This window comes from Streptomyces sp. NPDC002868 (assembly GCF_055563295.1).
The window spans coordinates 19,989-44,248 of sequence record NZ_JBVHDR010000021.1 but is presented as its reverse complement, the minus strand read 5'-3'; the positions used below and the strand labels follow the sequence as shown (position 1 = coordinate 44,248).

Here is a 24,260-nt window from a genome sequence, read left to right as displayed (position 1 = left end):
GGGCTATGCAGCTCCGCTACAACTACCGGGCCTACCCGGACGCCGCCCAGCGCCGTGCGCTGGCCCAGGCGTTCGGGTGCGCCCGCGTGGTGTGGAACGACTGCTTGCGCACTCGCAAGGAGGCGTACGCGGCCGGGCTGCCGTACGTGAAGCCGGCGGAGCTGTCCAAGACACACATCACCGAGGCCAAGAACACCCCCGAGCGGGCATGGCTGGCGGAGGTGTCGGCGGTCGTCCTTCAGCAGTCCCTCCGGGACCTGGACACCGCCTTCAAGAACTTCTTCGACGGCCTCAAGAGGAAGCGTCCCGCGATGGGGCCGCCTCGGTACAAGTCCAAGAAGGACACCCGGCAGTCGATCCGCCTCAACACCAACGCCTTCTCCCTCCAGGCGGGCGGCACGGTGTACGTGGCCAAGGTCGGCAACCTCAAGGTGAAGTGGTCCAGGCCCCTCCCGGCCGCACCCACCAGCCTGACCGTCACCAAGGACAGCGCGGGCCGGTACTTCCTCAGCTTCGTCGTGGACACGGACCCCGAGACGCTGCCCGAGCTGGAGACGGAAGCCGGTATCGACCTCGGCCTGTCCGCGTTCGCCGTCCTCTCCGACGGCCGAAAGATCGCCGCTCCGCGCTTCCTGCGCAGGGCTGAGAAGAAGCTCAAGCGCCTACAGCGGGAACTGTCCCGCAAGGCGAAGGGTTCGAACAACCGGGCCAAGGCCCGCATCAAAGTCGCACGCCATCACGCCCGCGTGGCGGACCGGCGCCGAGACTGGCACCACAGGGAATCCACGAAGATCATTCGCGACAACCAAGCGGTGTACGTGGAAGACCTCGCAGTGTCCGGCCTCGGCCGTACCCGGCTCGCCAAGTCCGTGCACGACGCCGGATGGTCCGCGTTCGTCTCCATGCTCGAATACAAGGCCGCCAAGCACGGCCGGTACTTCGGCAAGGTTGGACGCTTCGAGCCGACCTCTCAGGTCTGCTCGGCCTGCGGCGTCAAGGACGGCCCCAAGCCCCTCCACGTCCGTGAGTGGACGTGCGGAGAATGCGGGACCGTCCACGACCGCGACATCAATGCAGCTCACAACATCCTGGCGGCGGGACGCGCCGACAGGCAAAACGCCTCGCTGAGCGCCGGTAAGACCATGGCGAAAGTCCCGGCACAGCGCGTTGAAGCAGGAAGCCCCCGGAAGGGTCAGACGACCCAGGCCGGAATCCCCGCCCTCTCGGGCGGGGAGCACGTCAAGACTCGTTGAGCTCCTTCAGTCGGGCGGCGTAGACGGCGGCGATCCGGGCCGCCTCCTCTGGGTCGGCGGTCGCCAGCTGCGCTTGGTCGGCTAGCGCGGCCTGCCGGGCCTGCTTGAGCTCCTCGATCCGGTCCTCGTCGGGCATTGGGGCCCTGCGCTCGGCGGCGATCCGGGTGTTGTACCAGAGCACCACGTCCCGGACGATGCCCGCGGCCTGCTGCTCGTCACCGCCTTCCAGGCCGGAAAAGTCGGGGATATCGGGGTCGGACACGGCGACCACCCTCCTTGTTTGATCTTGAAAGGGAACTCGTCATTGTCCTACCGGCGTCTCCCCCCAGGACAGCGTGGCCGCCGCGGTGGCCACGCGAAGGGCGGGAAGCCGCGCTGCGACGCGCCGTCCAGTCAGGGGATGCTGTCCCCGAAGGACCCGCCGCAGGACGTAGGTTGGGGCCGGTTGATCATCTAGCGGGGGTTGGCGTGGCGGGACGAGATCTGCGAGCGCTGTTCAGCAGCAACGACCGGGGCATGGCCACGGCGGAGGCGTTCACCAACCGCCAGCTGCAGTGGGAATTGATCGCGGCCGCGCTCGCCGAGCACCTTCGGCAGACCGCCGACCGGGGCTTCGACGTCGAGGACCTCGAAGCCCCGCGCAACACCTGATCGTGTTCCACGGGGTCGGCGGCATCGGCAAGACCACGCTCTCCCGCAAACTCGAGAACGCGCTCGCCGGCGCCGAGCACCGGCCCGCCCAGTGGGGCGAGCCCACCTGGAGCGGCGAGCGGATCCTGCCCGTACGCATCGACCTGGCCCGCTCCGCAAACACGGATTTCGAGCAGCTCGTGTTGACGATCCGGGCCGCGCTCTCTGAACTCGGCCGACCGTTGCCCGCTTTCGACCTGGCGCTACGGCGCTACTGGGAGCAGCAGCACCCTGGGGAGTCGCTGGAGGAGTACCTTCGCCGCGGCGGCCTGGTCGGCCGGTTCGGTAAGGCGATGCCGCAGCAGATGCAGGCCGCTCTCGCGGACGTCGCCCAGGCACTGCTGCTACCGGGCAGCGTTGGCACGGCGGTTGGTGCGGTGGCCGGCTCCCTGACGAGGGCGCTGCGGGAGCGGCGGCAGACTGTCCGCGCGCTCTCCGGGTGTGCGAGGCTCGCCGATCTGCTGGAGGCCGAGCCCGATCTGGAGGCGCTGTCCTTCTATCCGCACCTGCTGGGGTGGGAGCTTGCCCAGCTCCCTGCGGACAAGCGCGTGACGCCGGTGATCCTGCTGGACACCTTCGAGGACGTCGGCGACCGGACCCACCGTGACCTGGAGCGCCTCATCCAGCGGGTGGTGTGGCTGATGCCCAACGCGTTCTTCATCGTCACCGGCCGCTCCCGGCTGCAGTGGGCCGAGCCTGCGTTGCAGGGCCAGCTCGACTACACCGGACCGGCGGCCTGGCCTGGTTTGGCCGCCTCCGCCGTCGTGCCGACCGCCCGTACTGCGGTGACCGGGGCCGCGCGGAGCGGCGGGCGGCAGGTGCTGGTTGGGGACTTCTCCCCCGAGGACTGCGACGACTACCTCGCCCGCCGGCTCGCCCGCGACGGCCAGCCTCTCATCAACGCTGAGATCCGCCAGGTCATCACCGACCGTTCCCACGGTCTGCCGCTCTACCTCGACCTGTCGGTGATGCGTTTTCTCGAGATCCGCCGGACCGGCCGCGAGCCGGTCCCGGCCGACTTCGACCATGACTTCGGCGCTCTGATCGCCCGGACCCTGTCCGATCTCACTCCTGAGGAGCGGCACGTCCTGCGATCGGTCGCGCTGCTGGACGCCTTCGACCTCGCGCTGGCGACCCGGGCTGCGGGCATGCTGCACGAGGCACCGGCGATGCGGCTGATCGAGCGGCCCTTCGTCCGCGAAAACGCCGTCGGGCTGTGGCCCTACCATTTGCACGGCCTGCTCCGCTCCACCGTGCGCAACGCCGACGACCAGGCTGACGACCGCTGGTCCCCGCGCGACTGGCACCAGGCCGCCGAACGTGCCCTCGCCGCACTCGGCGAGCAGTGGACCACGGGTACCGGGCGGGACCGGATGCTGCTCGTCAGCTGTCTACGCCAAGGCATGCTGCTCGCCCGCGACTTCCGGCTCGGCCTGGGGTGGCTGGCGGAGGCGGCGTGGAGCTACGTGGGCGACTCCGTGTGGGAGCCGCTCGCCCCACCCACCCGGCCGGAGTCGGCCAGCGCGCTGGAGACAGCCGCTGACGCCCTGGTCGAGCTGCTCAGCGCGCTCGCCCGGCGGCAGCACGAGCACCGGGAACACAGCGCCGACCGGCTCGCCGCGGTCACCGGCACCGGGCTGCTGCCCGCCGATCTGCACGAGATGGCCGTCTACTACTTGGCCAAGGTTCAGCGCGACCTCGGCCGCTCCGGAGCCTCGCGCCGGGACATGCAGCTCGTCGCCGACGGCGGCGGCCGCCTCGCCCCTGCGGCCCGTCGCGGCCTGGCCCACCTCGCCCGCCTCGCCGGCGACTTCCCCACCGCGTACGACACCGCCCGCACGCTCGGATGGGAAGGCCGTCACCACCGTGTCGAGGGCGACATCTGGTGGCCCCACGGCGACATGAACCGCGCCGCCACCGCGTACGAAGCAGCCCGCTTGGAAGCCGAACAGCACGGCGTCGTCGGCGAACGCGCCACCTCCCAAGCACAGCGCGCCTTCGTCCTCGCGTTCACCAATCCAGAGCGTGCCGACGACGAGATCGAACTGGCCCGCCACCTCATCACCGGGCTCAACCTGCGCCAGACCGGCCACACCATCGAGATAGCCACCCTCGTACGCGACGCCGGAACACAGACGGACCTCGAGGACCGCGCCCGAATCCTCCGCGAAGAGATCCACACCTCCGGCATCACCCATGCCGCAGCCGCCCTCGAACTCGCCATGTGCTTCCACCACGCCGTGCTCGACAACGACCACGCGTTCACCACGGCCATCGCTCGCCTGAGCGACCTCCCCCAAGGCGGCGACCACGCGTACTACGTCGACATCGCCCACTACATGGCCGGTCTCTCCCCCAACGGCGCCTCCTCCGCGCGGTGGCTGGACGGCGAGCAGCCCACCCGCAGCCGCTGGCGCACGCTGGTCACCGCACGGCGCGAGTACCTGCGCAACGCGCGCTGAGAATGCACTCGGCGGCCATTTCCAGTGGAAACAGCCGCCGTTACTGCGAGGTGCGCCGACGTCTGGACGCGATCAGGTGGGATTGAGCGGGGTGATGCCCGTTCCCGCGTACAGCTCGGGCTCAAGTGACAAAACCGTGAGCGGCTCACCCGCCTTGACCGCCTGCCAGGCGATCGCCGCCGCGTGAGCCACCGGCCAGTCCACGTTTCTCCAGTCCATCGCATCCACGGCGTGCGCCGTGCTGAAGGGGACGCTCTCCGCGAAGCGCAGCGACGCGGCGTGCTTGCCCGCTCCTGCAACCTGACGCTCGGCAGCAAGGACGGACAGCGACGGGACCAGGACGCGACCGGTGCCGCGGGAGGCCTCGATATACAGGCCGGTGAAGAACGGGTCCGCCTGATAGAGGGCGGTCAAAGCGGTGTGGTCCAGGACGGCCGTCAGATTCATGCGGCGGCGCTGCCCTGATGAGCGCGGATCTTCGCCCAGGCGTCTTGGCCAGCCTGCTCGACCTGCTCGGTGTACTCCACGCCAAGCTCGGAAGCGGCCTCGAGGGCGCGCTGCTCCCGCTCGGCAGCCGTGAGCTCGCGAGTAGCGAGCTCCTCCAGCAGCTCCGTGATGGTGGTGCCGCGCTCGTCCGCGAGGATGCGCAGCCTGTCGCGCACTTCTTCGCTGGTCTTGATGCTCGTCGGCTTGCTCATGTGGATGATTCTACCGCCGGTAGAACACATCGGTCTGCCCCTCGCGCTCCTTGGTCGCGCGGGTAGCGATCCGACGGGCCTGTCGAGACATTGGCCGAGGAAGGATCGCCTTCGGGTTGCCCAGCGGTGAGGGGCGCACGCCGATGCCCGGCCTCCGATTAGGAGGCCGGGCACGTGGGAGTGACGCACTGCGGTCAGCTCTCCTCGAACCGGGCGGTGGCGCAGGGCGGGCACAGGTGGACGGTCTCGTGGTCGGTGGCCTCCGGGTGTCCGGCTTCTGCTCGCCGCAGCCGCCGCAGTGCGGGAGCCGCGGCGGTTGCCGGCCATGCGAGGTGTGCGCGGCTGGGGTAGCGCGGTTCACGGCGTCCCAGACGGCGGGGGCCTCGAGCTCCTGGGCGGGGTCGTCGATGTCGTGCCGGGTGAGGTAGACGGGCATTGCGCTCGGGCTACTCAAGTAAGCCCAGCGCCGTATCGGGATGGCAGTGCGTGCAAGCCGGAACGCCGTCCACGAGAGCCCGGCGGGCTTCGTCGCGGCTGAGCGGGCAACCCGCGATCAAGGTCCGGCGTCCTCCAGGGCGCCGGACCTTGATCGTGGATACAGGGGGACACCGTGGAATCTCCAGCAGCTCAGACAGAACGGCGCCGGACTCCGGGCAGCGCCGACACCTGGCCGGCGGTGCTCCTGCTGCCGGCCGTCCTGTTACTGAGGTACCTCGGCGAGCACGCCTGGGCCTACTGGACCGCAGCGGTCATCGGCGTCCTGGGGCTGATCGGCGCCGCCGTCGAGATCACCGGGGCCGTCGGGCACCTGGTGAACGGACGTCGGCCGTGGGTCGCGGCCTGGGTCCTGTTCGTGCTGGCGTCAGCGGTGCTGGTCCTGGTGCTCAGGCTGGCCGAGCAGTGGTGACGCTCCGGGCCGCATAGGCCCGTACGTCGGCGTCCGCGTCGCTCGCGGAATCTTCCACGTGAAGGTCATGCCGCTCATCTTTCCCAAGCAGCAGGGAAGTTGATGCCCCCATGACCGGCGGCCGGCCGCCGTGCTTGCCCTTGCGGGCCGCGGCATCACGCCACCCCTACATCTGCCGCTCAGCGTGCAGGTCGGCCAGCTGTTTGAGGTTGATGCGGAGCTGGGCCACGGTCCGGCGGTAGGCGATCACGGTGTCCATGGTCAGCTCGTAAGCAGGCGGATACGCGAAGTATGTGTGGGCGTCGGCTAGCCCATACGGTGCGTATTCATTCTCGTAGTCCTGCAGTACCTCGATGGATTCGCCGATGAGCAGCCATCGTGAGTCGCCGGTGGAGCGGTGCAGCCAGTCCACGGTGCGATGGGCGGCCCGCACGTGGAACGGCACCCGCAGGCGGCGCCGGATTGTCTTGAGGTCCTTCTTGAATTCTCTCCAGGCGGTACGCAGCAAAGCGAGGCGGTCCCGCTGTGGGGCGAGGAGCGGGTCGTTGTGATTCCAGGGCCCCAGGTAGGGGAGTTCAGTCTCGGGCCGCCATCGTCTGACGGGGGCAGGCTGCCAGTCCGGCATGGGAACGCTGGCCGGGACGGCAGAGGGCGCACCAGCTTGGGCATCCGTTGCCGCCCCCTGCCTGGGGGCGGCAACGGAGAGTGGTCGGCCTCGGACGGGTTTCCCGCTCCGGGAACGGCTTCGGGTGGCTCGTCTAGCAGGCGTTGCACCTGGCGCTGCAGGACTTGGAGCTCACTCTGCAGGGCCTTAACGCGTTCCTGCTCGCCGGCCAGGTCGCGCTCCAGGTTCCGGCTGTAGGCGGCGGCATGCTCCAGCTGATCCTGCTGACCAGCGGCCTGGTCCGCCAGCCGATCCCGGTCCGCTCTGGCAGCCTCCGCCCGCGTCCGAGCCTCCGAGAGCTCGGCCTCCACAGTGGTCAGCCGCGCGGCGAGACCGGCAGCCTCCTCCCAGGCCGCCGTCAAGGACTGTGCCACCGGCTCACGAGCGGCCAGCTCGTCGCGTGCCTGGCCCAGCTCACTCAGCCTGTCCACCTCGGCTCTGAGCTGGTCGGTCAGCTCCTGCCAGTACAGCACCTGGGTGGCAGCCCCGTTGCTGGCCCGCTGGGCCTGCTTCCGCAGCTCCGTGAGGTGTGCGAACTGCTCCTTCGACAGCGTCACTCCACAGTCGCGCACGAATGCGGCGAACGCGTCGAGGAACTTCTGCGGGCAACCCGCTGGCCCGCAAGGTACCGGGAGACAGCGGCCTGACTGCTGTACACGGCCTTGACGAGGCTTGCCTGCGTCTGGCCGGTTTCGGCTAAGAAACGTGTCAGCTCGGCGCCGTAGCGCCTGGCGTGCGCACTAACTTCATCGGGCATCGGCGCCTCCCCCCACGAGGCCACACTCCCCACGGGTCGGGGAAAGCGACCAGGGAAATTGTTGCCTACTGTCGCCTGTCGGCGGGGCAGGTCTGGGTCAGCCGCTTACCAATTGCCCGGGATCGTCCATCCCTCTCCCGAATGGTTCCTTGCTCACCCAAGCTGGCGGTCATCCGGAGTTCCCATCCGATCGGAGGACGTCATGACCAACCAGCGCCGTGAAACGGATACCACTGCCCGCCCGGAGCCTTCAGCCTTCTTCGAACTGCACATGGGCAGCGTGCACCTGACCATCCATCGAGCCCCCTACCGGCTGCTCGCACTCACCACCGCAGTGCTCGGCTTCCTCGGCGGCACCACCTGGTTCACCCATTGAGCACGCAGGACATCTCCCCACCGCCCGCAGATCCCCGGGCCGAGATCAATGCCGCACGCCAGCACACCAGCTGGCGTGCGGCGACTCCCGCAAGATCGGCCAGGAAACTCACGAGGCTGATGGAGTAGGCGACGCGTTCGGCTCGCGGACGGACTGGTAAGGCCGCATGCACCAGCCGGAGTCGTGGGCTCCGGAGGCAGTGGGCGTCGGCGAGGCGCTAGGCGTTGGGGAACTACTGGCAGTTGGGGAGGGATCCTCGGAGGGCGTGGCCGAGGTCGACGAGGTCCCGTAGGGATCCCCCAAGGGTGTCGACGAGGTCTGCGAGGGCAAGACGAAGTTGGAGGGGAAGATCACCTGCGGTTCGTGGGCGACTGCCGCGTGTTCCGTGGTCTCGTCGGCCGGGAGACCGGTCCCAGGGATGACCGGCACGGCGGTGTGGGCGCGGGTGGCCTGGCAGGAGCTGGAAAGCTCCCCGGTGAGGGAAAACGCAGCCAGCGTGAGGGCCAGCCCCACCCCCGCCACCGCCACCACAGCGACCACCTGGCGGGCAGAAGACAGACCGGCCCCCCACCGCGACGACGCCCTGCCAGTGACAACGCGCGCGGGGGCGCGTAGCTCCTCGGCGTCCCGCAGTGCCTGCAAGTGCAGCTGCTCGGCCTTGGCCTGCGCCCGCTGCAGCAGCAGCAGCTCATCGGCATCGTGCTCGGCCTTGGTGCGCAAGCCCTTGGCCTCTGCTTCCGCGCCGGCGCGTATGCGGGCGGCTTCCTCGTGGGCGGTTGCGCGGACGTCCACGGCTTCCCGCAGTGCCTGATCCAGCGTGTCCTGCACAGTGGCGCACAAGCGCTTCCACGGGGCGTGGGCCTGCCGCTGCAGGAACTTCACGTGCTGCCACCGGCTGCGCCATTGGTCCGCGAGCTCCTGGCGGGCCCGGGAGGCGGCCGGGGTCTCCGGCAGAGGAGGCTGCGGGGTGCTGACCACCCGGACGAACTCCAGCAGCGTCTCCAGGGAGAGAAGTCGCCTGCCGGAGAGCACCTCGTTGATGCCGGCCTTGGTCAGCTTCGATGCCCTGGCCATCGTTGCGTAGGACGGCGCGCCATACGCGATGTGGAGTCGGTTCAGCTCAATGGTGAACTCGCGCAGCGCTTCCTCGTACGCGGCAATGGCGGCAGCGTCGTCCGGCTCCACCTGAGGATTGCTGTATGTCACCGGATCACACTCCCTGTTGCGAAATGCCACGCTAGAGGGTCCGGTGTCTGAACGTCCGCGGATTGGGTCGAACGTTCCTGAACGCTCTGGGCCGTTCAGCGTTGGCCGCTTCGTATAGGCCGGTGACCTGCGGCGTCCGGGTCCATGCGGAGCCGTACGGATCACTAGGTGCCCAGAGGTGTTCGGCGCTCTGCTGGAGGCATGGCTGACATCGACACAACTTCCCAGACACCCGATCCCGAACTGCCCGCCGCGCCCCCGGATCCAGTACTGCCGCCCGAGCTGACGCGGCACCAAGTACTGGACGTGTTGGTCCTGGTCGCCCTGCTGGCGGTGTGCGCCGGGGTGTACCGCGCCGTCGGAAACGCGGGCTTCTCCGTGATCACCGCAGCCGTCGCCGGGCTGTACGGCACCTGGCGCATGCGGCGCTGACTGCCCCAGGTCCTGAACGGCCTCGCTGACGTCAGGTCGAGTTCACTGCTGGACAGGGTGAGCTCGTAGTCGTCTTCGTCTTCGTCTTCGTCTTCGGGGCCGGCGGCGTAGTAGATGACGCCGCAGCCGTCGCAGCTGACCACGTACACGGTGCGGGGCAGAAGGGCCATTGCTCTATCCGGGTCGGGGGCCGGGCCGGCGCGATGGCCGGCCCGGCAGCGGTGCCTCGGTGCGAGCGGTCGCCTAGAAAGGCGGTTCGTCGTCGTACCCGCCCTGCGGGCGGCTGCTCCAGGGGTCGTCGGAGGCGGCCAGCCGGGGAGCGGGCTCGTACGCGGGGTCGGGGGTGTAGTAGCCGCACACCTGGTATTCGCGGTGCTCGGCGTCGTACTTCCTGCCGGTGCCGTGGCAGCCGGTGCAGTCGGGGCCTTCGCGGGCACCAGTGCCTGACTGGCTGTGTACGCGACTTATGGGATCAGGCACAAATTCCGTGAGGACGATCACCGGGCTTTCCGCGCGGTGACGTAGCGTCATCTGGGACCGTGGTGCGGTGTGATGAACTCGTAGGCGTCCTGTTCCCGTACCTCAACTCCGTGCTGGTGAAGCGGGTGTTCCTTGCGGACGGGGCGGTTCGCGTTGAGGCCAGAACCCGGGACCGCAGCGTGACGTGTCCAGACTGCGCGGCGTCGTCGGTGAGGGTGCACAGCACCTACGAGAGGCACCTCGCGGACAGCCCGGTGGGCGATCAGGCGGTGCTGATCGAGCTGACCGTACGCCGGCTGTACTGCGAGAACGCTGCTTGTCCACGCCGTACGTTCGTCGAGCAGGTCGACGGGTTGACGGTGCGATACGGCAGACGAACACCTCTCTTCCGTCGGGTACTTGAGGCCGTGGCTGTCGCTCTCGACGTTCGTTCCGGGGCCCGCTTCGTGGTGGTCCTGCACGGTCTCGTCAGCCGCACGACGCTGCTGCGGCTGGTGGTGGACCTGCCCGATCCCGACTGGACGGTGCCCAAAGTCCTGGGAGTGGACGACTTCGCCACCCGCCGCGGCCAGCCCTACGGCACCGTGCTCATCCTGCGAGACTGGTCAGCCTCTCGACCTGCTGCCCGGCCGGGATGCCGAGACTCTGGCCTCCTGGCTGCGGACCCATCCCGGAGCCGAGGTCATCTGCCGGGACCGGGCTGGCTCCTACGCCGACGGTGCTCGCACCGGGGCACCCCACCGGTCCAGGTCGCCGACCCCTTCCACCTCTTGCAGAACCTCGGCACCGCAGTGGAACGCTGCGTCCGCCGTCACAATGCCTGCCTCCAACCCGCGGATACCGATACGGACGGCGTCGTTAACAGGCCCTTCGCCGACATGACGAGCCCGCCGAAGGAGATTTCACCGATCGAAGCCCGCTTTCGTGAACGGCATGCAGCCGTCCACACGCTGCTTGACCAGGGCCATGGCATCCGGGAAATCGCCCGCGAACTCCACATGGGCGGCAACACCGTCCGCCGGGCCGCCCGCGCAGAAACGCCCGAACAGATGCTCAACGGGCGACACCAGCGCCGACCTAGCCAGCTCGATCCCTTCAAGCCCCACCTGGACAAACGCTGGGCCCAGGGCTGCACGAACGCCATCCCCCTGCACGCCGAACTCAAGGCACTTGGCTATCAGGGCAGTTACCAGACCATCAGCGATTACCTCCGGCCCCGGCGACGACGACGCATACGCGTCGTCGGGCCGGCGCCGCCAGGCGTCCGTCAGGTCACCGGCTGGCTCATGCGTCATCCCGACCGCTTCCGGGACGACGAACGAGCACAGCTCACCAGCATCCTCGCCCGCTGCCCGGAACTCACCGCCGCCTACCAGCTCATCCGGTCCTTCGCCGAGATCCTCACCACCCGCTCCGGGCAGCACCTCAAAGACTGGATCATCACCGCCCACGCCGCAGACCTCCCGGAACTGCACACCTTCGCTAACGGTCTGGAGAAAGACTGGGACGCCGTCGTCCAGGGCCTGACCACCCGCTGGAACTCCGGGCCCGTCGAAGGCCGCGTCAACCACATCAAAATGATCAAGCGTCAGATGTTCGGGCGCGCGAAGCTCCCACTGCTTCGCAAGCGAGTCCTCCTCACCGCCCTCCACCGGCCGCCGTCCCCCTGCTAGACGGTCCTTCTCGGCATAGTGTGTCGGGCCATGACCTTGCTCATCATTGGGGCCAGCGGTTTCCTCGGCGGGGAACTGGTACGACAGGCGACAGCTTCCGGGCACGCCGTTGCCGGGACCTTCGTGAGGAACCCCGGTCGCTTCTCCGGGGTCAAGTGGCTGCCTCTTGACCTCCGCAATCGCGAGGAGATCGTCTCGGTGCTCCACGAAGTGCATCCACATGTTGTGATCAACGCGGCTTCCCGGAAGGCCGATTGGGCGACAACAGCGGAGGGCGCCATCCGGGTAGCGATGGCCGCAGCCGACCGGGGAGCACGGCTGGTGCACGTGTCCAGCGACGCGGTCTTCTCCGGCGCCCAGGTCCACTACGACGAAGCCGCTACGCCGGATCCGATCACTCCTTATGGCGCCGCAAAAGCCGCTGCCGAGACCGCGATCCGCCTGCTGGCCCCCGCAGCCGTCATCGCCCGAACATCGCTGATCATCGGCGATGGCGATTCCAAGCACGAGAAGTTTGTTCATGAGCTGTCCGATGGGCGCCGTTACGGAGCCCTGTTCACCGACGATGTCCGTTGCCCTGTGCATGTGTCGGACCTCGCCGCAGCGATTCTGGAACTCGCATCCTCCGATCACGCCGGAATCCGTCACGTCGCAGGGCGGGACGCGGTCAGCCGTCACGAGCTCGGCCTCCTGATCGCTCGCCGCGATGGCCTCGCCCCGTCCACTCTGCCTGCCGGGCGACGGGCAGACACAGGCGTCCCTGGGCCGCTGGACGTGCGTCTGGACAGCAGCGGAACCCAGCACAGGCTCCGCACCAGGGTGCGCGGGGCTCACGAATTCTTGTCAGGCGAGGGCGCAGATACGACCCGGTGATCGTCCTCACGGAATCTGTGCCTGATCCGACTTATGACGTCGTTTCGACGTGAGATTGGGAGTCGCACAGTCGCACGAATAGGTGATGTTCGCGAGAACGGGAGTCAGCTGCCGCAGGCCTTTCCTCGGGCGTATCCGTCACTTCCGGTCCGGTTGGTGAGGGGCTGTTGAGAGGCGGTCGGTGGTGTGAATAGTGTCTGGACGGTTTTGGTGGCCAGGTCTCGCAGCCAGGTGTGGGCGCGGTCGTTGTCGTAGCGCTGGTGCCACAGCAGGTACAGGGGGACGTCGGGCAGCGGGACTGGCGGCGGCATTGTGGCCAGGCCGAGTTGTTCCCGGGCCGTGCGGGTGACCGCGTCGGGGAGGGTGACGACCAGGTCGGTGTCGAGGGCGAGTTGCAGTGCGAAGGCGGCGGTGGGCCCGGCGGCGACGACGCGTCGTTCGAGGCCGCGTTTGGTCAGGGCGTCATCGATCGGATCGCGCAGGCGTCCGCGCCGCGAAACGGTGAGGTGTTCGGCGGCTGCGTAACGCTCAAGGCTCAGCGGGCCTGCGGTGAGCGGGTGGCCTGGGCGGGCGGCGACGACCAGCCGGTCCTTGCCGACGAGGCGGTGGCGGATGTCGGGGAGCGTCGGAGCGCTGGAGCTTGATTCGAGGTCGACCTCACCCCGGCGCAGCTCGGCGTCGTCCGTCCCGGGTTCGGCGGACAGGCGCAGCCGGACGCCGGGGGCCTGATGGTGGACGGCCGTGGTCAAGGCGGTGCCGCAGGCGGCGGTCAGGGTGTCGTGCCAGCGCACGGTGAACACCCGGTCCAGAGCTGCCAGGTCGAGTTCCTGCTGCGCGGACAGTAGTTGGTGGGCCTGCTGCACGAGGGCGTGGACCTCGGCGCGCATGGCCAGCGCGCGGGTGGTGGGGACCATGCTGCGGCCGGTGCGGACCAGGATCTGGTCACCGGTGGCCTTGCGGATGCGGCCCAGGGAGCGGCTCATCGCCGGTGCGGTGACGTGGAGGCGTGCTGCCGCGCCGGCGACGCTGCCCTCTTCCAGCAGGGCATCCAGGGCTGTGAGCAGGTTCAGATCCAGTTGCATGACAGTAACTCTACAAGTGACAAGCATGCACTTGTTGTTAATGACCAAGCGGCCTACCTTCGAAGTGCGGGGGCGAGACAACCGCCCCGCTTCGACCGATCCCAGGGAGCCCACCATGAGCACAGCCATGCCTTTCGCCGCCGGTACGACGCTCCTGTCCGACGTGACAGGTGCGGTGAAGACCGCCGGCGTCACGCTGCGCGACCGCCACACCTCGCACGCCCGGGGCGTGAGTCTGGACGAGGTCGTGGGCGAGATCCACGCCAACGACGACGCGGTGCTGGACGTGCTGCGGGAACCGCTGCTGCGGGCCCGGCGAGGGTCGCAGTGGGCCGAGGACGAGCTGGCCGGCGGCGCGCTCCCGCCCGGGGAGTGGTGGGTCGTCGACCCCGCCGAGGGCAACATCAACCACGTCCACGGCATGGAGGACTGGGCCGTCACCGCCACCCTGGTCCGCGACAACCAGCCGGTACTCACCGTCGTCCACCTGCCGCTGACCGGCGACACCTACACCGCAGTCGCCGGCGGCGGTGCCCGCCTCAACGACCGGCCCCTGAAGGTGTCCGCCAAGACCGACCTGGGCGCCGCGCTCATCGGCACCGGCCAGGCCAAGCCCGGCGAGGAGGAGCGCACCTTCCGGCGGATCGGTGACTCCGTCACAGCCATGCTCATCAACGGCCTGGTCGTGCGTGTGTCCGTTCCCGCCACGATGCAGCTCATCCACGTCGCCGCCGGACGCATGGACGCGTTCTGGCAGTTCTCCGACGTCCGCTCCGGCCTGGTCGCCGGCGCCCTGCTGGTCTCCGAGGCCGGAGGCACCGTCACCGACCTGACGGGCGAACCCTGGAACACCGGCAGCCGCGACTTCCTGGCCGCCGCCCCCGGCATCCACACGGCTGCCCTCAAAGTCCTCTCGCCGACCGCCTGACCGGAAGTCTCCGCTCTTCCCCACCCCGATACCGCAAGGAGCATCACCTCATGACCAGCATCGGCATCCTGGGCACCGGCCGAGTCGGCACCAACCTCGCCGACAAGCTCTCCGCAGCCGGACACCATGTCACCCTCGGTGGCCGGAGCCCCGAAGACACCGCCGGGCTCGCCCCGCGGATCGCCTTCGCCGACCAGCGCACCACTGCCCGCACCGCGGACATCGTGATCAACGCGACGCCCGGCGACAGCTCCCTCGACCGCCTCACCGACCTGCGCACCGAACTCGCCGGCAAGATCCTCATCGACGTCTCCAACGCCACCCGCGACGACGGTGACGGCCTGCCCGGCGACCTGTGCTATCCCGGCAGCAGCCTCGCCGAGAAGCTCCAGGCCGCGCTCCCCGACAGCCATGTGGTCAAGACCCTCAACACCATGCTTTTCATGGTCATGACCGCTCCCGAAACCCTGGCCACCCCACCGACCGCCTATCTCTCGGGCGACGACGAACACGCGAAGAGGACCGTCACCGGCCTGCTCGGCGACCTGGGCTGGCAGCCCGAACGGATCGAGGACCTCGGCGACATCACCACGGCCCGCGCCACCGAGGCCATGATCCTGGTCGTGCCCCACATCCTGCGCCGACACGGCTTCAAGCCCTTCGCCGTCTCCCTCGCCCGCTGACCCACCAAGACCGGCTTCAGACCAAAACCAGGTAGCGGCTCGTGCGAGGCGGCTGGGTGCTGGCAGGGACAACGCCCGCTGGGCTGCAAGTGACGCCTGAACTCATCGACATTGATCATGCCTACAACACGCGAGGCGACTCCCGAAGTCGTCGACAGTCGATGCGGCGTACTGCGAAGCGGTAGCGGTCAGTGGCTGCGAGGGAGAGCTGGCCGGCCGTCGGCGATCTCGATCTGGATGCCGGTCAGGACCGGCAGGGTGTCATCCCGGCCGGCGGCAACGGGACCTGGGCGACGGCGGCGAGTTCGCTGCCGGCGACCGTACCGGAGGCGTCTGCGGTCTTGGGCAGACTCGGGTACTCCTCCAGCGGCAGGGTACGCAGCGTGTACCGGATGGCGCCGCAGGTGAGGACCAGCCGGGTGCCGTCCAGCTCGAGGTCGATGGTGTTCTTGCCCTTGAGGGTGCGGGTGATGTCGGACAGCAGGCGTCCCGAGACGAGCAGGCTGCCGGCGTCGGCGACGTCAGCGGCGAGGGTGTCCTGAGCGAGCGGACACCTCGTAGTTGAACGCGGCGACGGTCAGCTTCCTGTTGGCGGCCTCCAGCTTGAGGCCGGCCAGCACGGGAACGGGCGGCCGTCCCGGCAGGGCGCGGGCCGCGTCCGCGACGGCGGCAGGCGAAGGGGGCGAGTTCGAGGCTGAGCTTCATGAGTGTGAGGTCCTTTCTCAGAGGCTGGCGGTGGCGGGCTGCCTCAGGTGGCTGCGCAGGTGCTGGTCGCGGGTATAGGCGCGGCCCACCGCATCAGCGGCCGCTTCTCGCTGGCCTGCGGCCCGTACGGCCGGGGTTGTTGGAGTCCCCAGGCCGGGTCGGTGTCCTCGGGGCGGGCGGCGGCGATGATCGCCTCCACTCCCCCGCCGGGCACCGGTCGGGTGGTGTAGAGCAGCGCGCACGCGCCGAAGCCGGCGCCGCCGCCGGTGCGGGACAGGGTGACCCGTCCCGTACCGGCGAGCGGCTGGCCGCCTTTCGCACCAGCAGGTAAGGCGGCCATCGGACTACCCGGCCTGCCGCTGGGCGGGAACGGTGGCCGTGGTGTTCCGCCGCTTCCACGCGTCGATGACGTTCTTCGGCAGGACCCCGCCATCGCCGACCTTCATGCCCTGGCCCTTGGCCCAGGCTCGAATCTCGGCCATCGGCATCTGAGGCTTGCCGTTCTTGGCCCGGTGCAGCTTCGTCCGGGCTGTGGCCAACTTCTTCTGCAGGGCAGCGACCTCGGCCTCGGCGGCGGCGATCCGTCCGGCGTTGGCCTGCAGTTCAATGAGTTCGGTCAGTCCGTCGCGGGTGCGCTTGGCCAGTGTCCTGACTCGCGCGGTGTGGCTGTTCTCGCCCCAGGCCAGGGCGGCCAGGGCGCGCGCCAGCTGCGGGTCGATGTCCGGGATCGGGGAGGCTTCGGCCTTGGTGTGGGCCCGGGTCAGTCCCTCGGTCTCGGCGATGGCGGCGATCTCGCCTACGGACACGTCGGGCAGTTCGGCGTGGATGCTGGCGGCGCTGCAGCCGCGCTTGAGGCGGTCAACGATGGTGGCGCGGTCGGCGTCGTTCACTTCCACTCCTTCGGGGCGGTGGTGGTGAATTCGCGGCGCAGTGTGGAGCGCCGGGTGCGGGTGGTGGCGGCCCAGATGGCGTCGCCGGCGTCGGTCGGGTGGTCGATGGCCCAGGCCAGGCAAGCCTCGAAAGTGGCGATGGGGCAGCGACGGCAGGCCAGTTGGGCGGCGGCCCGGTCGTTGGAGTCGCTGCTGGTCCACCACTCCGGGTCGGTGTCCGGGGCCTGGCAGGGCTCGGCGCCGGTGAACCGTGGGAACGCGGCGAGGCGGGCGCTCATGACGTCGCTCCGCTCGGGAGGACTACGTGCATGTCGCCGTTGCGGGCGGCGTGGGTGTGGGCGTCGCCGCCGAGCTCGTCGGCGCGCTGGTCGGCGATGAGGGTGTTGTCGTGCCTGCTGGCGGAGACGGTCTCCAGCACAGTGGCCGGGCGGCCGGCGCACTGGCGGCAGGCGGTGACGGCCGGGCGGGGCGGGGCGGTGGTCATGGCTTCCGCTCCCCGTGCGGCCGGACGTTGCGGAGGGCGCCGACGGTGGGCAGCAGGAACTCGAACGGCTCCCACGCCTCGAGCTCGTACAGGTCCAGGAGGTCGGTGCCGAACTCGGCCTCGGCGCCGGTGAAGTGGTAGTCGAGCCTCTGGTGCTCGAGCTTGAGGCGGTTTTCCTGGGGAGTGTGGGGGTCCGGGTTGAGGTAGGCGACGACGATGCCGCTTTCGGTGCGCTCCAGGACGTAAAGGCGCCGGACGGGGGCCTCGTCGGGGTCGACGTCGTCGCGGCGGACCCAGGTCTGGCGGGTGGCGGCGATGACGGCAGGGTCGCCGGCGTCGGCCGCGTCAGTGATCCGCCGGTAGGCCTCGGCGCGGTCGAGCTGTTCGCGGGCGACGAGGTCCTGGACGGCGGCGGTGAGGTGGTCGCCGAGCGCCTGGGCGCCGATGAGGTGGTTGAGGAACTTCAGGGTGCTCATGCCAGGGCCGCCTTGCGGTGGTTGCGGGAGCGGACGGCGCCGGAGTCGACAGCGGCCAGGAGCCGCTGGAGAGCGGAGCCGCGCCGGTTGCTGCGGAGGGTGGCGGGCATGCCGCAGTTCCAGCAGTCGGCCTCTTCGCCGACCCACGCGACGAAGCACTCCTCGCGCTCGCAGACGGACTCAGAGGTGGTGTGCAGGCGGGGGCTGCGGCGGTCGATGGCGCGCATGATGGCGGCGGCGGTGCGCTGCTGGCGCTTCGGCCGGACGGTCAGGGCGTGCATGATGGGGTTTCTCCTTCTCCGCTGCTGCGGGGTGAGGGGCCCGGGACGGCCGGCGGTTTCTCAGGCCTTGTGCGGCCGCCCCGGGGTGTAGTCAAAGGACGATCTGCTTCTTCTCGGCGCGGTCCCACTGGAGCTCCCAGTCGGGCCGCAGCCCGCGGGCGGACCAGTCGACGCGGCTGGTGCCGGCAGGGATCGGCTGGCCGGAGATGGCGTGCAGCTGCGCGATCTCGCAGGCGCGCACGGCGGCGGCGATGGCGTCGCTGCCGTTCTCGGCGAGGCCGGTGAAAACGTGCACGCCCTGGCGAGCGGCGTCTTCGCGGTGCTTCATGGGAACGTCGATCTCCCACACGGTGAGGTACCGCATCACTCTTCGGCCTCCGGCTCGTACGCGGAGGTGACGGTGACGGGTACGACGACGTAGCCGGTGGCGTCCTCGTCGTCCTCACCGGGCCCGAACACCGACAGCTCCTCAACCGCGAAGGGGTCGCCGTCGTCGGGGATCCAGCAGAGAGTGAGGCCGGGCTGCTTGTTGTCGTGCGCGGCCATGGCCTCGCCGTGGGCGCGGGCGGCGCCGCGGTTGGTGTAGAGGCCGAGGGGCTCCATGTCCTCGCTGTGCTCGGCGCGGTAGACGGTGACCTTCACCGGCTCACCGGGGACCAGGTGCGTGATGCCGGGCAGCGCCGCCTCGGCGCGCTCCAGGCGCTGCTGGAGCTGGTCGATGTGGGCGAGCAGGCGCGGCACGTCCCGGTCGCGGGCGGTCACCAGGCCGCGAATGTCGGAGCGGCGCTGGTCCTCCAGCGGGTCCTCGCCCGGGTCCCAGGTGTCCAGGCCGATCTCGATCACGTGGTCGGTGACCTTGTAGCTGGGCGGGGTGGACCAGCCGGTGATCTCGCCGTTGTCGTTGCGGACGACGTGGGTGAGGGCGGACTGGCGCCAGACGGACAGGTCGCCCTCGCAGTCGGTGACGTGGAACGGGTCGCCGGTGGCGCTCTGGGCGCGGTCGCGGATGTCGGCGAGCCAGTCGGGCTCCGCCGGCGCGGCAGCCGCGTTGGTCGTCGTGGTGGTGGTGGAAGAGGTCACGGAAGACTCCGTCTCTCGTCGGGGTGGGTGCCGGGCTGTCCGGTCCCCCGCGTCGTCCGGGCCGGTGGCAGCGGACCGGACGTCACGGCCGGGTGGGCAGATCAGCAGTGGCCCTTCCGGTGGTCAGGCGGGGAGGCGGGAGGCCAGGGATTCGGCCTGGCGCGCTTGGTCCTCGCGGCGCTCGATGAGGGCTTCGATCTCCCTGACCTCGCGGCGGCGCAGCTTGGCGACGCCGAACTCGTGCCGCATGTATGCGAGCTGCTGTTCACGGGAGGCCCGGTCGCCGAGCTGGTGGCCGTGCGTGAGCTCGTGGACGAGGACCTCGTTGACGTCCTTCTTGGTGGCCGCCTTGGCGAGGTTGACGACGACCAGGACGCCGGGCTCGCTCAGCACGGTCACGCCGTACACGTCGCGGGCGTTGCGGCGGGCCTTGCGCATGCCGAGCACCTTGGTGAGGGCCGGCACTCCGGGGACCAGGTCGAGCTCGGCCTGCGAGGCGACCTTCGCCAGGTGGTTGGAGTCGCCGGTCAGCACGACCTTGACCGGGGGCAGGTGGCCGAAGCGGGAGCGGACCAGCCGCTCGGCGTCGGCCGCGACGGTGCGGGCGTGCTTGGCCAGGGCGCGCTGGCGGTATGCGACGCGCTCTTCGGTGATGGTGACCATGGCAGGCGTCCTTTCTGGACGGTGTCGGCGGTGAGGGTCAGCGGGCGGTGCGGGCGCGGGCGGCGGCGGTCAGGAGCGCGTCATGGACCTGGGCTTCGGTGCGGGTGAGCCGGTCGTTCCAGCGGGGCACCGAGCGAGCGCCAATGACGGCGAGCAGGTGGCTGTTGGCCGCGGTGGCGGTGGTGCGGGTGCCGGTGCCGCAGCGGATGAGGGAGAGCTGGGCGCCGCGGATGCACACGCCGCGCTGGGACTCCATGACGTGCTGCGTCCAGCCGCGGGTCTTGATGTGGTCGGACGTGGCCTCAAGGAAGTCAGCGGGGGTGACGGCCAGGCCGGTGCGGGGCGCCGGCTGAGGGGCGGGCTCGGGACTGGTGGGTGTGCTGGGGGTGGCGGCGAAGTGCCAGAGGCGGATGAGCCCAGGCGGCCGGGAGGGTGAAGGCCGAGGCCTTCGTGAGGAGTTGGTCGCCGCCCGAGGGCTCTCGGGGGTCGGGCGGGCAGGGACCGGTGGCGATGGCGGCCTAGCGGATGAGGGTCTCGGTGTCCGGCAGGACGATCGACGGCCGGTCAGGGGCCGGATCGGCGAGGGCGGCGGCCAGTTCTTCGGCGAAGGCTGCGTCGACCGCGGCGGCGAGGGCCGCTTCGGACCGGAAGGTCCGCGGGGCGGTCATGGTCGCGGATGCGGGCATGGCAGGGCCTACCTGTCTGCGATGTGGGCGAGTTGGAAGCCCCGGGGCGACCGGCTGAGTGGTTGGCGACCTGGCGGCCGGCCCGGGGGTGGTGGAGGTCTAGCTGTGCTTCTTGACCTGCTTCAAGACGGCGTCGCGGGTGAGGCCGAGTGCCTCGGCGATGTCGGTCTTGGCGCCGTGGTAGGCGTTGCCGAGCTTGCCGATGGTCTGCCAGAGCTTCTTCTCGGCCGCGGCTACGGTCTCGTCGCGCTCCTTCTTCGCGGCGAGTACGGCGGCCTTGAGCTTGTCGACGGTCTCGGCGTCGGGTCGGGGGGTCATGTCGGGCTCCTCGCGGGGATGAGGGACGATGGTTCCGGGCCCCCTGCTCCGGTTGGAGCGGGTTGGGAGGCCCGGGGGCGGTGGCTGAGTTTGGCGACCTGGCGCCGCCCCCGGGGCGTAGCTACTGCGGGTGGGGACGGCAGGTGCCGCCGGCCTCCAGTGCGTTCAGCGCATTGTGGTAGCCGATGGTCTGGTCGGCGGTGCGGAGGTATTGCTCGGCCGTGCGCAGCTTCCAGCTCTCTTCCTGGTCGCCGCGTGCGGCGTTTCGGTCGGTGAGGGCGCTGGTGGTGGCGGCGAGTTCGGGGATCAGACCGCTGGATCGGAGACTGTCCAGGACGTCGTCGATGTCGGCGCCTAGGTCGATGTCGGCGCGCAGTTGGGCGAGGTCCTTGGCCATCTCGTATGCCACGTCGCCGTCCCAGCGGTCCGGGTCAATCAGGTCGTTGGATGTCTCGGTGATGTTGTAGACGATGTGGTTGGCGCCGTACAGGAGGACTCCGTACGCCAGGAGGGTCCACTCGTTGGCGCTGGTGAGCCATCCGGGGCCTGTGTGGAAGGCCCACAGGATGGGCATGGCCAGGGCCGGCCGCGCTGAAGGGGTAGTCGCTGAACTGCACGAGGCGGTCAGGACGCGGACGGTGGTGCGCCGGAGCGCGGCCGAGCGCCTGGTGCCGATGCCGGGAAGGTGCTGCTCGGCCGGGGCGAGGATCTGGGCCACGTGGTGCTCCTCAACGTGTGGTGGGCGGTGCAGGGTTGGAAGGCCCGGGGCGGCCGGCTGAGTTGGCGACCTGGCGGCCACCCCGGGGCGGCTCAGGCCGGGCGGGGAAGGGCGCGGCAGCCTTCGGCGTGTCCCTGGGCCCACGTCTGCGCGGAGGTGAGGGCGCGGTGCGGCTCGTAGCCGGTGTCCTCGCCGGGGATCTGGAGGCGGTACGTCTGTTCCGCGGCGGGGCATCCGTTGCACGCGGGTCCCGTCGCGGTGAATGTTGATGGTGGCGCCAGCGAGGTTGGTGTATTGGGCGGTGACGCCTTCGGGCCAGGTGGTCGTGGTGTCGTTCTGCTGGTTTGTCATGACCTGTGTCACTGCTGCTCCTCTAGTGTCTCAATGGGTGCAGGTGGGGCGTGCTCCTGCAACATTCCATAATGCGGAATTGAATTATGCATTTTAAGAGTATACATAAATGGAGTGCGGATTCTTTGTGTTGCAGGTGAGGGTCAGTCACCTACCGTCCTGGGTTGGCACTGGCCCCGCGGCCCGGGTCTGGTGCGGCGCGCAGGCCGTGCCGCTGCGGGCACGTTCGGCCTCCGTTCGGCTGCGGCCGACGCGGCCGCGGCGGGTCCAGCGCATTCGGTCCAGCGGATGCTGACGCCCGGTGCGGTAATGCGGCCCGAGTCCTCGCACACCAGGCAGCGCGGGCCGCGCTTCGGCGCCGGGATCCCGTGTACACCTGGCGGTACTTGGCGTACGAGGGGATCCCCGGCCCGGCCTTCGCGCGCCGCCCCATGCCTTTCGCAGCCGCCTCGGGCACGCCGCCGGACTGAAGAACCCACGCCACCCGGATCACGGCCGCGACCGGCGTAAAGGGCAATGCTCAGTGCCTTCCTCTTCGCCTTGCGGACCGGTGAGCGCACCGCCCGCTTGATCCGGGCCTTGGCCCTGCGTTTGGCGTACGTGGCGGTGTACTTGGCAGAGGGCCTGGACGGTGTCGTCGGCGGCCGGGTCACAGGCGAGGGTCAAGCCGGTGTCGGTGGCGCACAGTGGGCAGGCGACGGGGAGTTTCTGCCAAACGATTCGAAGGGTGTGCGCGGGATCCTGCGCGAGCTAGATGAAGGGGCAGTTCGCCCGAGCGTCGGGCCGCCGCGCTCAAGGCGGCGATCAAGGCCGTGCTCGCCCCCGCCGACAATTCTTGGACGACCGACAACTACCTGCCGCGTCTACGACGAAGTGGGCCTGCCCGTCGGCCCGATGTGAGCTCTTCCGTGGAGACGGCGCCTGCACTACTGCGGGCTGAGGGTCCATCGCCCACATCGACGAAGCCCGCCGTGACGTGCGCCGTTTCGGCCTCAAATGGCGGGTGACGGACGTCCCGAGGGGCACTGCCCGCGCCGGACAGGACCGCGTCGGCGGCTGGAACAGGAGGGATGGAAGCTCACCAGCGAGAACATCGCCGATATGGGTTTCCGGTTCGAGCACCCGGACTCCGGCCACATGCTGGACATGGACTGGTACGAGCCCACCGGCACCCTCGCCGTCAGCATCTACGCCCCGTGCGGGAAGCTGCCGGACACTTTCGACCCGTACGAGTGGTCGGCCTCCGCCTGGAGGCCGAAATGACCGCCCTAAAGCCGAAGCGGCACCTGCTCGCTGCTCCTGGGCGTGCCCGCCGTGGCCAGTGGCCAACAGGAGCGGTTCAGGTATGGGCTAGAGCCGGGTGATGGAAGCAGCGGGGTCCTTCGGTTCGCGCTTCACGCTCTTGTACGGGCCGTGCTTGTTGACCGTGATGCCCTGATCCGCAGCCGCCGGGCCGTGCCAATGCGGGCTCACCTCCGCTCGCGCGGAGAGGACGCTTGAGGATGTAGTCGCGCGTCACGCCGAGGACGGTTCACCTCCGCTTGCGCGGAGAAGACAGCGTCGCGGTCCAGATCGGGGCGTACGCGTCCGGCTCACCTCCGCTCGCGGAGGAGATTGGCCGACGCGGGCGCTGGGCTACTCGCTCTCTTCGCTGACGGACACAAGGCCCCCTCTCGCGCTGCGTGCGCGGGAGGGGGCTCCGTGGTATGTCCAGGTCGGGTCTCAATTTCGCGGGCGGGTAATCAGCCGCACATCCGGGCCGGACCGGGCCACGTCCAGCAGTTCGTACCGGAGGATGTCATCCATCGTCTCGATCGTGCCGCCCTGGAGAGCGCTCTTGCCGCGGCCGAGGAGCGCAGGCGCGATGTAAGCGATGATGCGGTCTACCAGCCCCGCCGACACAAAGGACGCGGCTAGCGTGGGTCCGCCCTCCAGGAACATGCCGCGCACACCGCGATGGTGTAGCTCGCGCAGCAACGCGCCAATGTCCAGACCCTGTTTTGCTCGCGGCAGCCGGACAACAGTGGCGGCACCTTCCAGGTGCGAGGCGTCGGCGTCTTCGGCAACGGCGATCATCGTGGGAGCGGCGGCATCGAGGACGCGGGCGCCGGACGGTGTGCCGGCGTTGGTATCGATGATGACGCGCCATGGCTGCTGGTCGACGGGTACGGCCACCTGAAGGTTTGGGTCGTCCTTCCTCGAACGCACGGCGAGATGCGGGTTATCAGCCCGCTGTGTTCCAGAGCCGACGACGGTCGCCTGACAGGCCGCCCGCAGAGCATGCACCTCGGCACGGGACTCCGCACTGGTGATCCACTGGCTTGTGCTGTCCATCGCTGCGATGCGTCCGTCCAACGTGGCCGCGTACTTGTACACGACGTACGGCCGCCCCTCGACGTTGTGCCACTCGTCAGTGCCGACCAGCTCGCTGATGTGCATCGCTC

Annotated in this window: 36 protein-coding genes; 12 read left to right on the top strand and 24 right to left on the bottom strand. The window is 69.5% G+C overall.

What is annotated here, in order from left to right; genetic code table 11:
* The first annotated feature begins 5 nt into the window (after positions 1-5).
* The gene (locus ACZ3H8_RS36115; RefSeq protein WP_467409015.1) at positions 6-1,253 is read left to right on the top strand and encodes an RNA-guided endonuclease InsQ/TnpB family protein; all 1,248 of its coding nucleotides are present in this window, start codon (positions 6-8) and stop codon (positions 1,251-1,253) included.
* Here the strand turns inward: ACZ3H8_RS36115 and ACZ3H8_RS36110 are convergent.
* Complete coding sequence (locus tag ACZ3H8_RS36110; protein WP_467409014.1) at positions 1,240-1,515, bottom strand: hypothetical protein; 276 nt, start codon at positions 1,513-1,515, stop codon at positions 1,240-1,242. The genes ACZ3H8_RS36115 and ACZ3H8_RS36110 overlap by 14 nt on opposite strands.
* A gap of 206 nt (positions 1,516-1,721) precedes the next feature.
* Between ACZ3H8_RS36110 and ACZ3H8_RS36105 the strand changes: the two genes are divergently transcribed.
* Entirely contained in the window at positions 1,722-1,904 is a 183-nt protein-coding gene (locus ACZ3H8_RS36105) for a hypothetical protein (protein ID WP_467409012.1), read from the top strand.
* Between the two features lie 2 nt (positions 1,905-1,906).
* Positions 1,907-4,405 carry an NACHT domain-containing protein gene (locus ACZ3H8_RS36100; RefSeq protein WP_467409010.1) on the top strand — a complete coding sequence of 833 codons (2,499 nt, stop codon included), beginning with the start codon at positions 1,907-1,909 and terminating at the stop codon, positions 4,403-4,405.
* Positions 4,406-4,477: 72 nt separating this feature from the next.
* Here the strand turns inward: ACZ3H8_RS36100 and ACZ3H8_RS36095 are convergent, their stop codons facing one another.
* The 3 genes from ACZ3H8_RS36095 to ACZ3H8_RS36085 form a co-directional block, all read right to left on the bottom strand.
* Positions 4,478-4,852, bottom strand: a complete 375-nt coding sequence (locus ACZ3H8_RS36095) for a PIN domain-containing protein (RefSeq protein WP_467409009.1) — start codon at positions 4,850-4,852, stop codon at positions 4,478-4,480.
* Positions 4,849-5,103 carry a hypothetical protein gene (locus ACZ3H8_RS36090; RefSeq protein WP_410364147.1) on the bottom strand — a complete coding sequence of 85 codons (255 nt, stop codon included), beginning with the start codon at positions 5,101-5,103 and terminating at the stop codon, positions 4,849-4,851. Before ACZ3H8_RS36090 ends, ACZ3H8_RS36095 begins: the two co-directional genes overlap by 4 nt.
* A 446-nt stretch (positions 5,104-5,549) precedes the next feature.
* Positions 5,550-5,660, bottom strand: a complete 111-nt coding sequence (locus ACZ3H8_RS36085; RefSeq protein ID WP_467409006.1) for a DUF6233 domain-containing protein — start codon at positions 5,658-5,660, stop codon at positions 5,550-5,552.
* A 53-nt stretch (positions 5,661-5,713) separates the two neighbouring features.
* Here ACZ3H8_RS36085 and ACZ3H8_RS36080 point away from each other — a divergent pair, with 53 nt between their 5' ends.
* A complete protein-coding gene (locus ACZ3H8_RS36080) occupies positions 5,714-6,010 on the top strand; it encodes a hypothetical protein (RefSeq protein WP_467409003.1) in 297 nt (98 codons plus the stop codon).
* Between the two features lie 166 nt (positions 6,011-6,176).
* On the opposite strand, the gene ACZ3H8_RS36075 is transcribed toward ACZ3H8_RS36080, so the two are convergent.
* Positions 6,177-6,635, bottom strand: a complete 459-nt coding sequence (locus ACZ3H8_RS36075) for a hypothetical protein (protein WP_467409002.1) — start codon at positions 6,633-6,635, stop codon at positions 6,177-6,179.
* A 164-nt stretch (positions 6,636-6,799) separates the two neighbouring features.
* Between ACZ3H8_RS36075 and ACZ3H8_RS36070 the strand changes: the two genes are divergently transcribed.
* Together ACZ3H8_RS36070 and ACZ3H8_RS36065 are read left to right on the top strand one after the other, a co-directional pair.
* Positions 6,800-7,321 (top strand): hypothetical protein, encoded by a 522-nt coding sequence (locus ACZ3H8_RS36070; protein ID WP_467409000.1) that lies wholly within the window; start codon positions 6,800-6,802, stop codon positions 7,319-7,321.
* Between the two features lie 312 nt (positions 7,322-7,633).
* On the top strand, positions 7,634-7,807 hold the full coding sequence (locus tag ACZ3H8_RS36065; protein ID WP_467408999.1) for a hypothetical protein: 174 nt from the start codon (positions 7,634-7,636) through the stop codon (positions 7,805-7,807).
* A gap of 108 nt (positions 7,808-7,915) precedes the next feature.
* Here ACZ3H8_RS36065 and ACZ3H8_RS36060 read toward each other — a convergent pair whose 3' ends face one another.
* Positions 7,916-9,013, bottom strand: coding sequence for a hypothetical protein (locus ACZ3H8_RS36060; protein ID WP_467408997.1), 1,098 nt, complete (start codon positions 9,011-9,013; stop codon positions 7,916-7,918).
* Between the two features lie 201 nt (positions 9,014-9,214).
* Between ACZ3H8_RS36060 and ACZ3H8_RS36055 the strand changes: the two genes are divergently transcribed.
* Positions 9,215-9,445, top strand: coding sequence for a hypothetical protein (locus ACZ3H8_RS36055; RefSeq protein ID WP_467408995.1), 231 nt, complete (start codon positions 9,215-9,217; stop codon positions 9,443-9,445).
* Positions 9,446-9,688: 243 nt separating this feature from the next.
* Here ACZ3H8_RS36055 and ACZ3H8_RS36050 read toward each other — a convergent pair whose 3' ends face one another.
* Positions 9,689-9,976 (bottom strand): hypothetical protein, encoded by a 288-nt coding sequence (locus tag ACZ3H8_RS36050; protein ID WP_467408993.1) that lies wholly within the window; start codon positions 9,974-9,976, stop codon positions 9,689-9,691.
* An 8-nt stretch (positions 9,977-9,984) separates the two neighbouring features.
* Between ACZ3H8_RS36050 and ACZ3H8_RS36045 the strand changes: the two genes are divergently transcribed.
* Together ACZ3H8_RS36045 and ACZ3H8_RS36040 are read left to right on the top strand one after the other, a co-directional pair.
* Positions 9,985-11,598: a transposase gene (locus ACZ3H8_RS36045; protein WP_467408992.1), complete on the top strand. Its 1,614-nt coding sequence runs from the start codon at positions 9,985-9,987 to the stop codon at positions 11,596-11,598.
* Positions 11,599-11,628: 30 nt separating this feature from the next.
* Complete coding sequence (locus ACZ3H8_RS36040) at positions 11,629-12,471, top strand: SDR family oxidoreductase (protein ID WP_467408990.1); 843 nt, start codon at positions 11,629-11,631, stop codon at positions 12,469-12,471.
* 104 nt (positions 12,472-12,575) lie between these two features.
* On the opposite strand, the gene ACZ3H8_RS36035 is transcribed toward ACZ3H8_RS36040, so the two are convergent.
* Positions 12,576-13,553, bottom strand: coding sequence for a LysR family transcriptional regulator (locus tag ACZ3H8_RS36035; RefSeq protein WP_467408988.1), 978 nt, complete (start codon positions 13,551-13,553; stop codon positions 12,576-12,578).
* Between the two features lie 115 nt (positions 13,554-13,668).
* Here ACZ3H8_RS36035 and ACZ3H8_RS36030 point away from each other — a divergent pair, with 115 nt between their 5' ends.
* Positions 13,669-14,481, top strand: coding sequence for an inositol monophosphatase family protein (locus ACZ3H8_RS36030; RefSeq protein WP_467408987.1), 813 nt, complete (start codon positions 13,669-13,671; stop codon positions 14,479-14,481).
* Positions 14,482-14,531: 50 nt separating this feature from the next.
* The gene (locus ACZ3H8_RS36025) at positions 14,532-15,164 is read left to right on the top strand and encodes an NADPH-dependent F420 reductase (RefSeq protein ID WP_467408985.1); all 633 of its coding nucleotides are present in this window, start codon (positions 14,532-14,534) and stop codon (positions 15,162-15,164) included.
* A gap of 244 nt (positions 15,165-15,408) precedes the next feature.
* Here the strand turns inward: ACZ3H8_RS36025 and ACZ3H8_RS36020 are convergent, their stop codons facing one another.
* From ACZ3H8_RS36020 to ACZ3H8_RS35950, 15 genes are all read right to left on the bottom strand, one after another.
* Positions 15,409-15,645, bottom strand: coding sequence for a hypothetical protein (locus ACZ3H8_RS36020; RefSeq protein ID WP_467409036.1), 237 nt, complete (start codon positions 15,643-15,645; stop codon positions 15,409-15,411).
* 40 nt (positions 15,646-15,685) lie between these two features.
* Positions 15,686-15,784 carry a hypothetical protein gene (locus tag ACZ3H8_RS36015; protein ID WP_467408983.1) on the bottom strand — a complete coding sequence of 33 codons (99 nt, stop codon included), beginning with the start codon at positions 15,782-15,784 and terminating at the stop codon, positions 15,686-15,688.
* Between the two features lie 128 nt (positions 15,785-15,912).
* Positions 15,913-16,209, bottom strand: coding sequence for a hypothetical protein (locus ACZ3H8_RS36010; protein ID WP_467408981.1), 297 nt, complete (start codon positions 16,207-16,209; stop codon positions 15,913-15,915).
* 4 nt (positions 16,210-16,213) lie between these two features.
* A complete protein-coding gene (locus tag ACZ3H8_RS36005; RefSeq protein WP_467408979.1) occupies positions 16,214-16,759 on the bottom strand; it encodes an Lsr2 family DNA-binding protein in 546 nt (181 codons plus the stop codon).
* A complete protein-coding gene (locus tag ACZ3H8_RS36000; protein WP_467408978.1) occupies positions 16,756-17,037 on the bottom strand; it encodes a WhiB family transcriptional regulator in 282 nt (93 codons plus the stop codon). The genes ACZ3H8_RS36005 and ACZ3H8_RS36000 overlap by 4 nt, the downstream gene beginning before the upstream one ends.
* Positions 17,034-17,243, bottom strand: coding sequence for a hypothetical protein (locus ACZ3H8_RS35995; RefSeq protein ID WP_467408975.1), 210 nt, complete (start codon positions 17,241-17,243; stop codon positions 17,034-17,036). The genes ACZ3H8_RS36000 and ACZ3H8_RS35995 overlap by 4 nt, the downstream gene beginning before the upstream one ends.
* Positions 17,240-17,719, bottom strand: a complete 480-nt coding sequence (locus tag ACZ3H8_RS35990) for a hypothetical protein (RefSeq protein WP_467408974.1) — start codon at positions 17,717-17,719, stop codon at positions 17,240-17,242. Before ACZ3H8_RS35990 ends, ACZ3H8_RS35995 begins: the two co-directional genes overlap by 4 nt.
* A complete protein-coding gene (locus ACZ3H8_RS35985; protein WP_467408972.1) occupies positions 17,716-18,000 on the bottom strand; it encodes a hypothetical protein in 285 nt (94 codons plus the stop codon). Before ACZ3H8_RS35985 ends, ACZ3H8_RS35990 begins: the two co-directional genes overlap by 4 nt.
* A gap of 91 nt (positions 18,001-18,091) precedes the next feature.
* Complete coding sequence (locus ACZ3H8_RS35980) at positions 18,092-18,364, bottom strand: hypothetical protein (protein WP_467408970.1); 273 nt, start codon at positions 18,362-18,364, stop codon at positions 18,092-18,094.
* Positions 18,364-19,080 (bottom strand): hypothetical protein, encoded by a 717-nt coding sequence (locus ACZ3H8_RS35975; protein WP_467408968.1) that lies wholly within the window; start codon positions 19,078-19,080, stop codon positions 18,364-18,366. Before ACZ3H8_RS35975 ends, ACZ3H8_RS35980 begins: the two co-directional genes overlap by 1 nt.
* Positions 19,081-19,203: 123 nt before the next feature.
* Entirely contained in the window at positions 19,204-19,743 is a 540-nt protein-coding gene (locus ACZ3H8_RS35970) for a hypothetical protein (RefSeq protein ID WP_467408965.1), read from the bottom strand.
* Between the two features lie 37 nt (positions 19,744-19,780).
* The gene (locus ACZ3H8_RS35965; RefSeq protein ID WP_467409035.1) at positions 19,781-20,074 is read right to left on the bottom strand and encodes a DUF6197 family protein; all 294 of its coding nucleotides are present in this window, start codon (positions 20,072-20,074) and stop codon (positions 19,781-19,783) included.
* Between the two features lie 187 nt (positions 20,075-20,261).
* The gene (locus ACZ3H8_RS35960) at positions 20,262-20,429 is read right to left on the bottom strand and encodes a hypothetical protein (RefSeq protein ID WP_467408962.1); all 168 of its coding nucleotides are present in this window, start codon (positions 20,427-20,429) and stop codon (positions 20,262-20,264) included.
* Between the two features lie 99 nt (positions 20,430-20,528).
* A complete protein-coding gene (locus ACZ3H8_RS35955; protein ID WP_307665647.1) occupies positions 20,529-20,747 on the bottom strand; it encodes a hypothetical protein in 219 nt (72 codons plus the stop codon).
* Positions 20,748-20,868: 121 nt separating this feature from the next.
* A complete protein-coding gene (locus tag ACZ3H8_RS35950) occupies positions 20,869-21,465 on the bottom strand; it encodes a hypothetical protein (RefSeq protein WP_467408960.1) in 597 nt (198 codons plus the stop codon).
* 1,347 nt (positions 21,466-22,812) lie between these two features.
* Here ACZ3H8_RS35950 and ACZ3H8_RS35945 point away from each other — a divergent pair.
* A complete protein-coding gene (locus ACZ3H8_RS35945; protein ID WP_467408959.1) occupies positions 22,813-23,079 on the top strand; it encodes a hypothetical protein in 267 nt (88 codons plus the stop codon).
* A gap of 459 nt (positions 23,080-23,538) precedes the next feature.
* Here ACZ3H8_RS35945 and ribD read toward each other — a convergent pair whose 3' ends face one another.
* Positions 23,539-24,255, bottom strand: a complete 717-nt coding sequence (ribD, locus tag ACZ3H8_RS35940) for a bifunctional diaminohydroxyphosphoribosylaminopyrimidine deaminase/5-amino-6-(5-phosphoribosylamino)uracil reductase RibD (protein WP_467408957.1) — start codon at positions 24,253-24,255, stop codon at positions 23,539-23,541.
* Positions 24,256-24,260: the final 5 nt, after the last annotated feature.

Coding starts and splice junctions, on each gene's coding strand:
- ACZ3H8_RS36115 (WP_467409015.1), top strand. CDS start 6: ATGCAGCTCCGCTACAACTACCGGGCCTACCCGGACGCCGCCCAGCGC.
- ACZ3H8_RS36095 (WP_467409009.1), bottom strand. CDS start 4,852: ATGAATCTGACGGCCGTCCTGGACCACACCGCTTTGACCGCCCTCTAT.
- ACZ3H8_RS36090 (WP_410364147.1), bottom strand. CDS start 5,103: ATGAGCAAGCCGACGAGCATCAAGACCAGCGAAGAAGTGCGCGACAGG.
- ACZ3H8_RS36075 (WP_467409002.1), bottom strand. CDS start 6,635: ATGCCGGACTGGCAGCCTGCCCCCGTCAGACGATGGCGGCCCGAGACT.
- ACZ3H8_RS36065 (WP_467408999.1), top strand. CDS start 7,634: ATGACCAACCAGCGCCGTGAAACGGATACCACTGCCCGCCCGGAGCCT.
- ACZ3H8_RS36055 (WP_467408995.1), top strand. CDS start 9,215: ATGGCTGACATCGACACAACTTCCCAGACACCCGATCCCGAACTGCCC.
- ACZ3H8_RS36050 (WP_467408993.1), bottom strand. CDS start 9,976: ATGACGCTACGTCACCGCGCGGAAAGCCCGGTGATCGTCCTCACGGAA.
- ACZ3H8_RS36040 (WP_467408990.1), top strand. CDS start 11,629: ATGACCTTGCTCATCATTGGGGCCAGCGGTTTCCTCGGCGGGGAACTG.
- ACZ3H8_RS36035 (WP_467408988.1), bottom strand. CDS start 13,553: ATGCAACTGGATCTGAACCTGCTCACAGCCCTGGATGCCCTGCTGGAA.
- ACZ3H8_RS36030 (WP_467408987.1), top strand. CDS start 13,669: ATGAGCACAGCCATGCCTTTCGCCGCCGGTACGACGCTCCTGTCCGAC.
- ACZ3H8_RS36025 (WP_467408985.1), top strand. CDS start 14,532: ATGACCAGCATCGGCATCCTGGGCACCGGCCGAGTCGGCACCAACCTC.
- ACZ3H8_RS36010 (WP_467408981.1), bottom strand. CDS start 16,209: ATGGCCGCCTTACCTGCTGGTGCGAAAGGCGGCCAGCCGCTCGCCGGT.
- ACZ3H8_RS36000 (WP_467408978.1), bottom strand. CDS start 17,037: ATGAGCGCCCGCCTCGCCGCGTTCCCACGGTTCACCGGCGCCGAGCCC.
- ACZ3H8_RS35995 (WP_467408975.1), bottom strand. CDS start 17,243: ATGACCACCGCCCCGCCCCGCCCGGCCGTCACCGCCTGCCGCCAGTGC.
- ACZ3H8_RS35990 (WP_467408974.1), bottom strand. CDS start 17,719: ATGAGCACCCTGAAGTTCCTCAACCACCTCATCGGCGCCCAGGCGCTC.
- ACZ3H8_RS35985 (WP_467408972.1), bottom strand. CDS start 18,000: ATGCACGCCCTGACCGTCCGGCCGAAGCGCCAGCAGCGCACCGCCGCC.
- ACZ3H8_RS35980 (WP_467408970.1), bottom strand. CDS start 18,364: ATGCGGTACCTCACCGTGTGGGAGATCGACGTTCCCATGAAGCACCGC.
- ACZ3H8_RS35970 (WP_467408965.1), bottom strand. CDS start 19,743: ATGGTCACCATCACCGAAGAGCGCGTCGCATACCGCCAGCGCGCCCTG.
- ACZ3H8_RS35960 (WP_467408962.1), bottom strand. CDS start 20,429: ATGCCCGCATCCGCGACCATGACCGCCCCGCGGACCTTCCGGTCCGAA.
- ACZ3H8_RS35955 (WP_307665647.1), bottom strand. CDS start 20,747: ATGACCCCCCGACCCGACGCCGAGACCGTCGACAAGCTCAAGGCCGCC.
- ACZ3H8_RS35945 (WP_467408959.1), top strand. CDS start 22,813: ATGGCGGGTGACGGACGTCCCGAGGGGCACTGCCCGCGCCGGACAGGA.
- ribD (WP_467408957.1), bottom strand. CDS start 24,255: ATGCACATCAGCGAGCTGGTCGGCACTGACGAGTGGCACAACGTCGAG.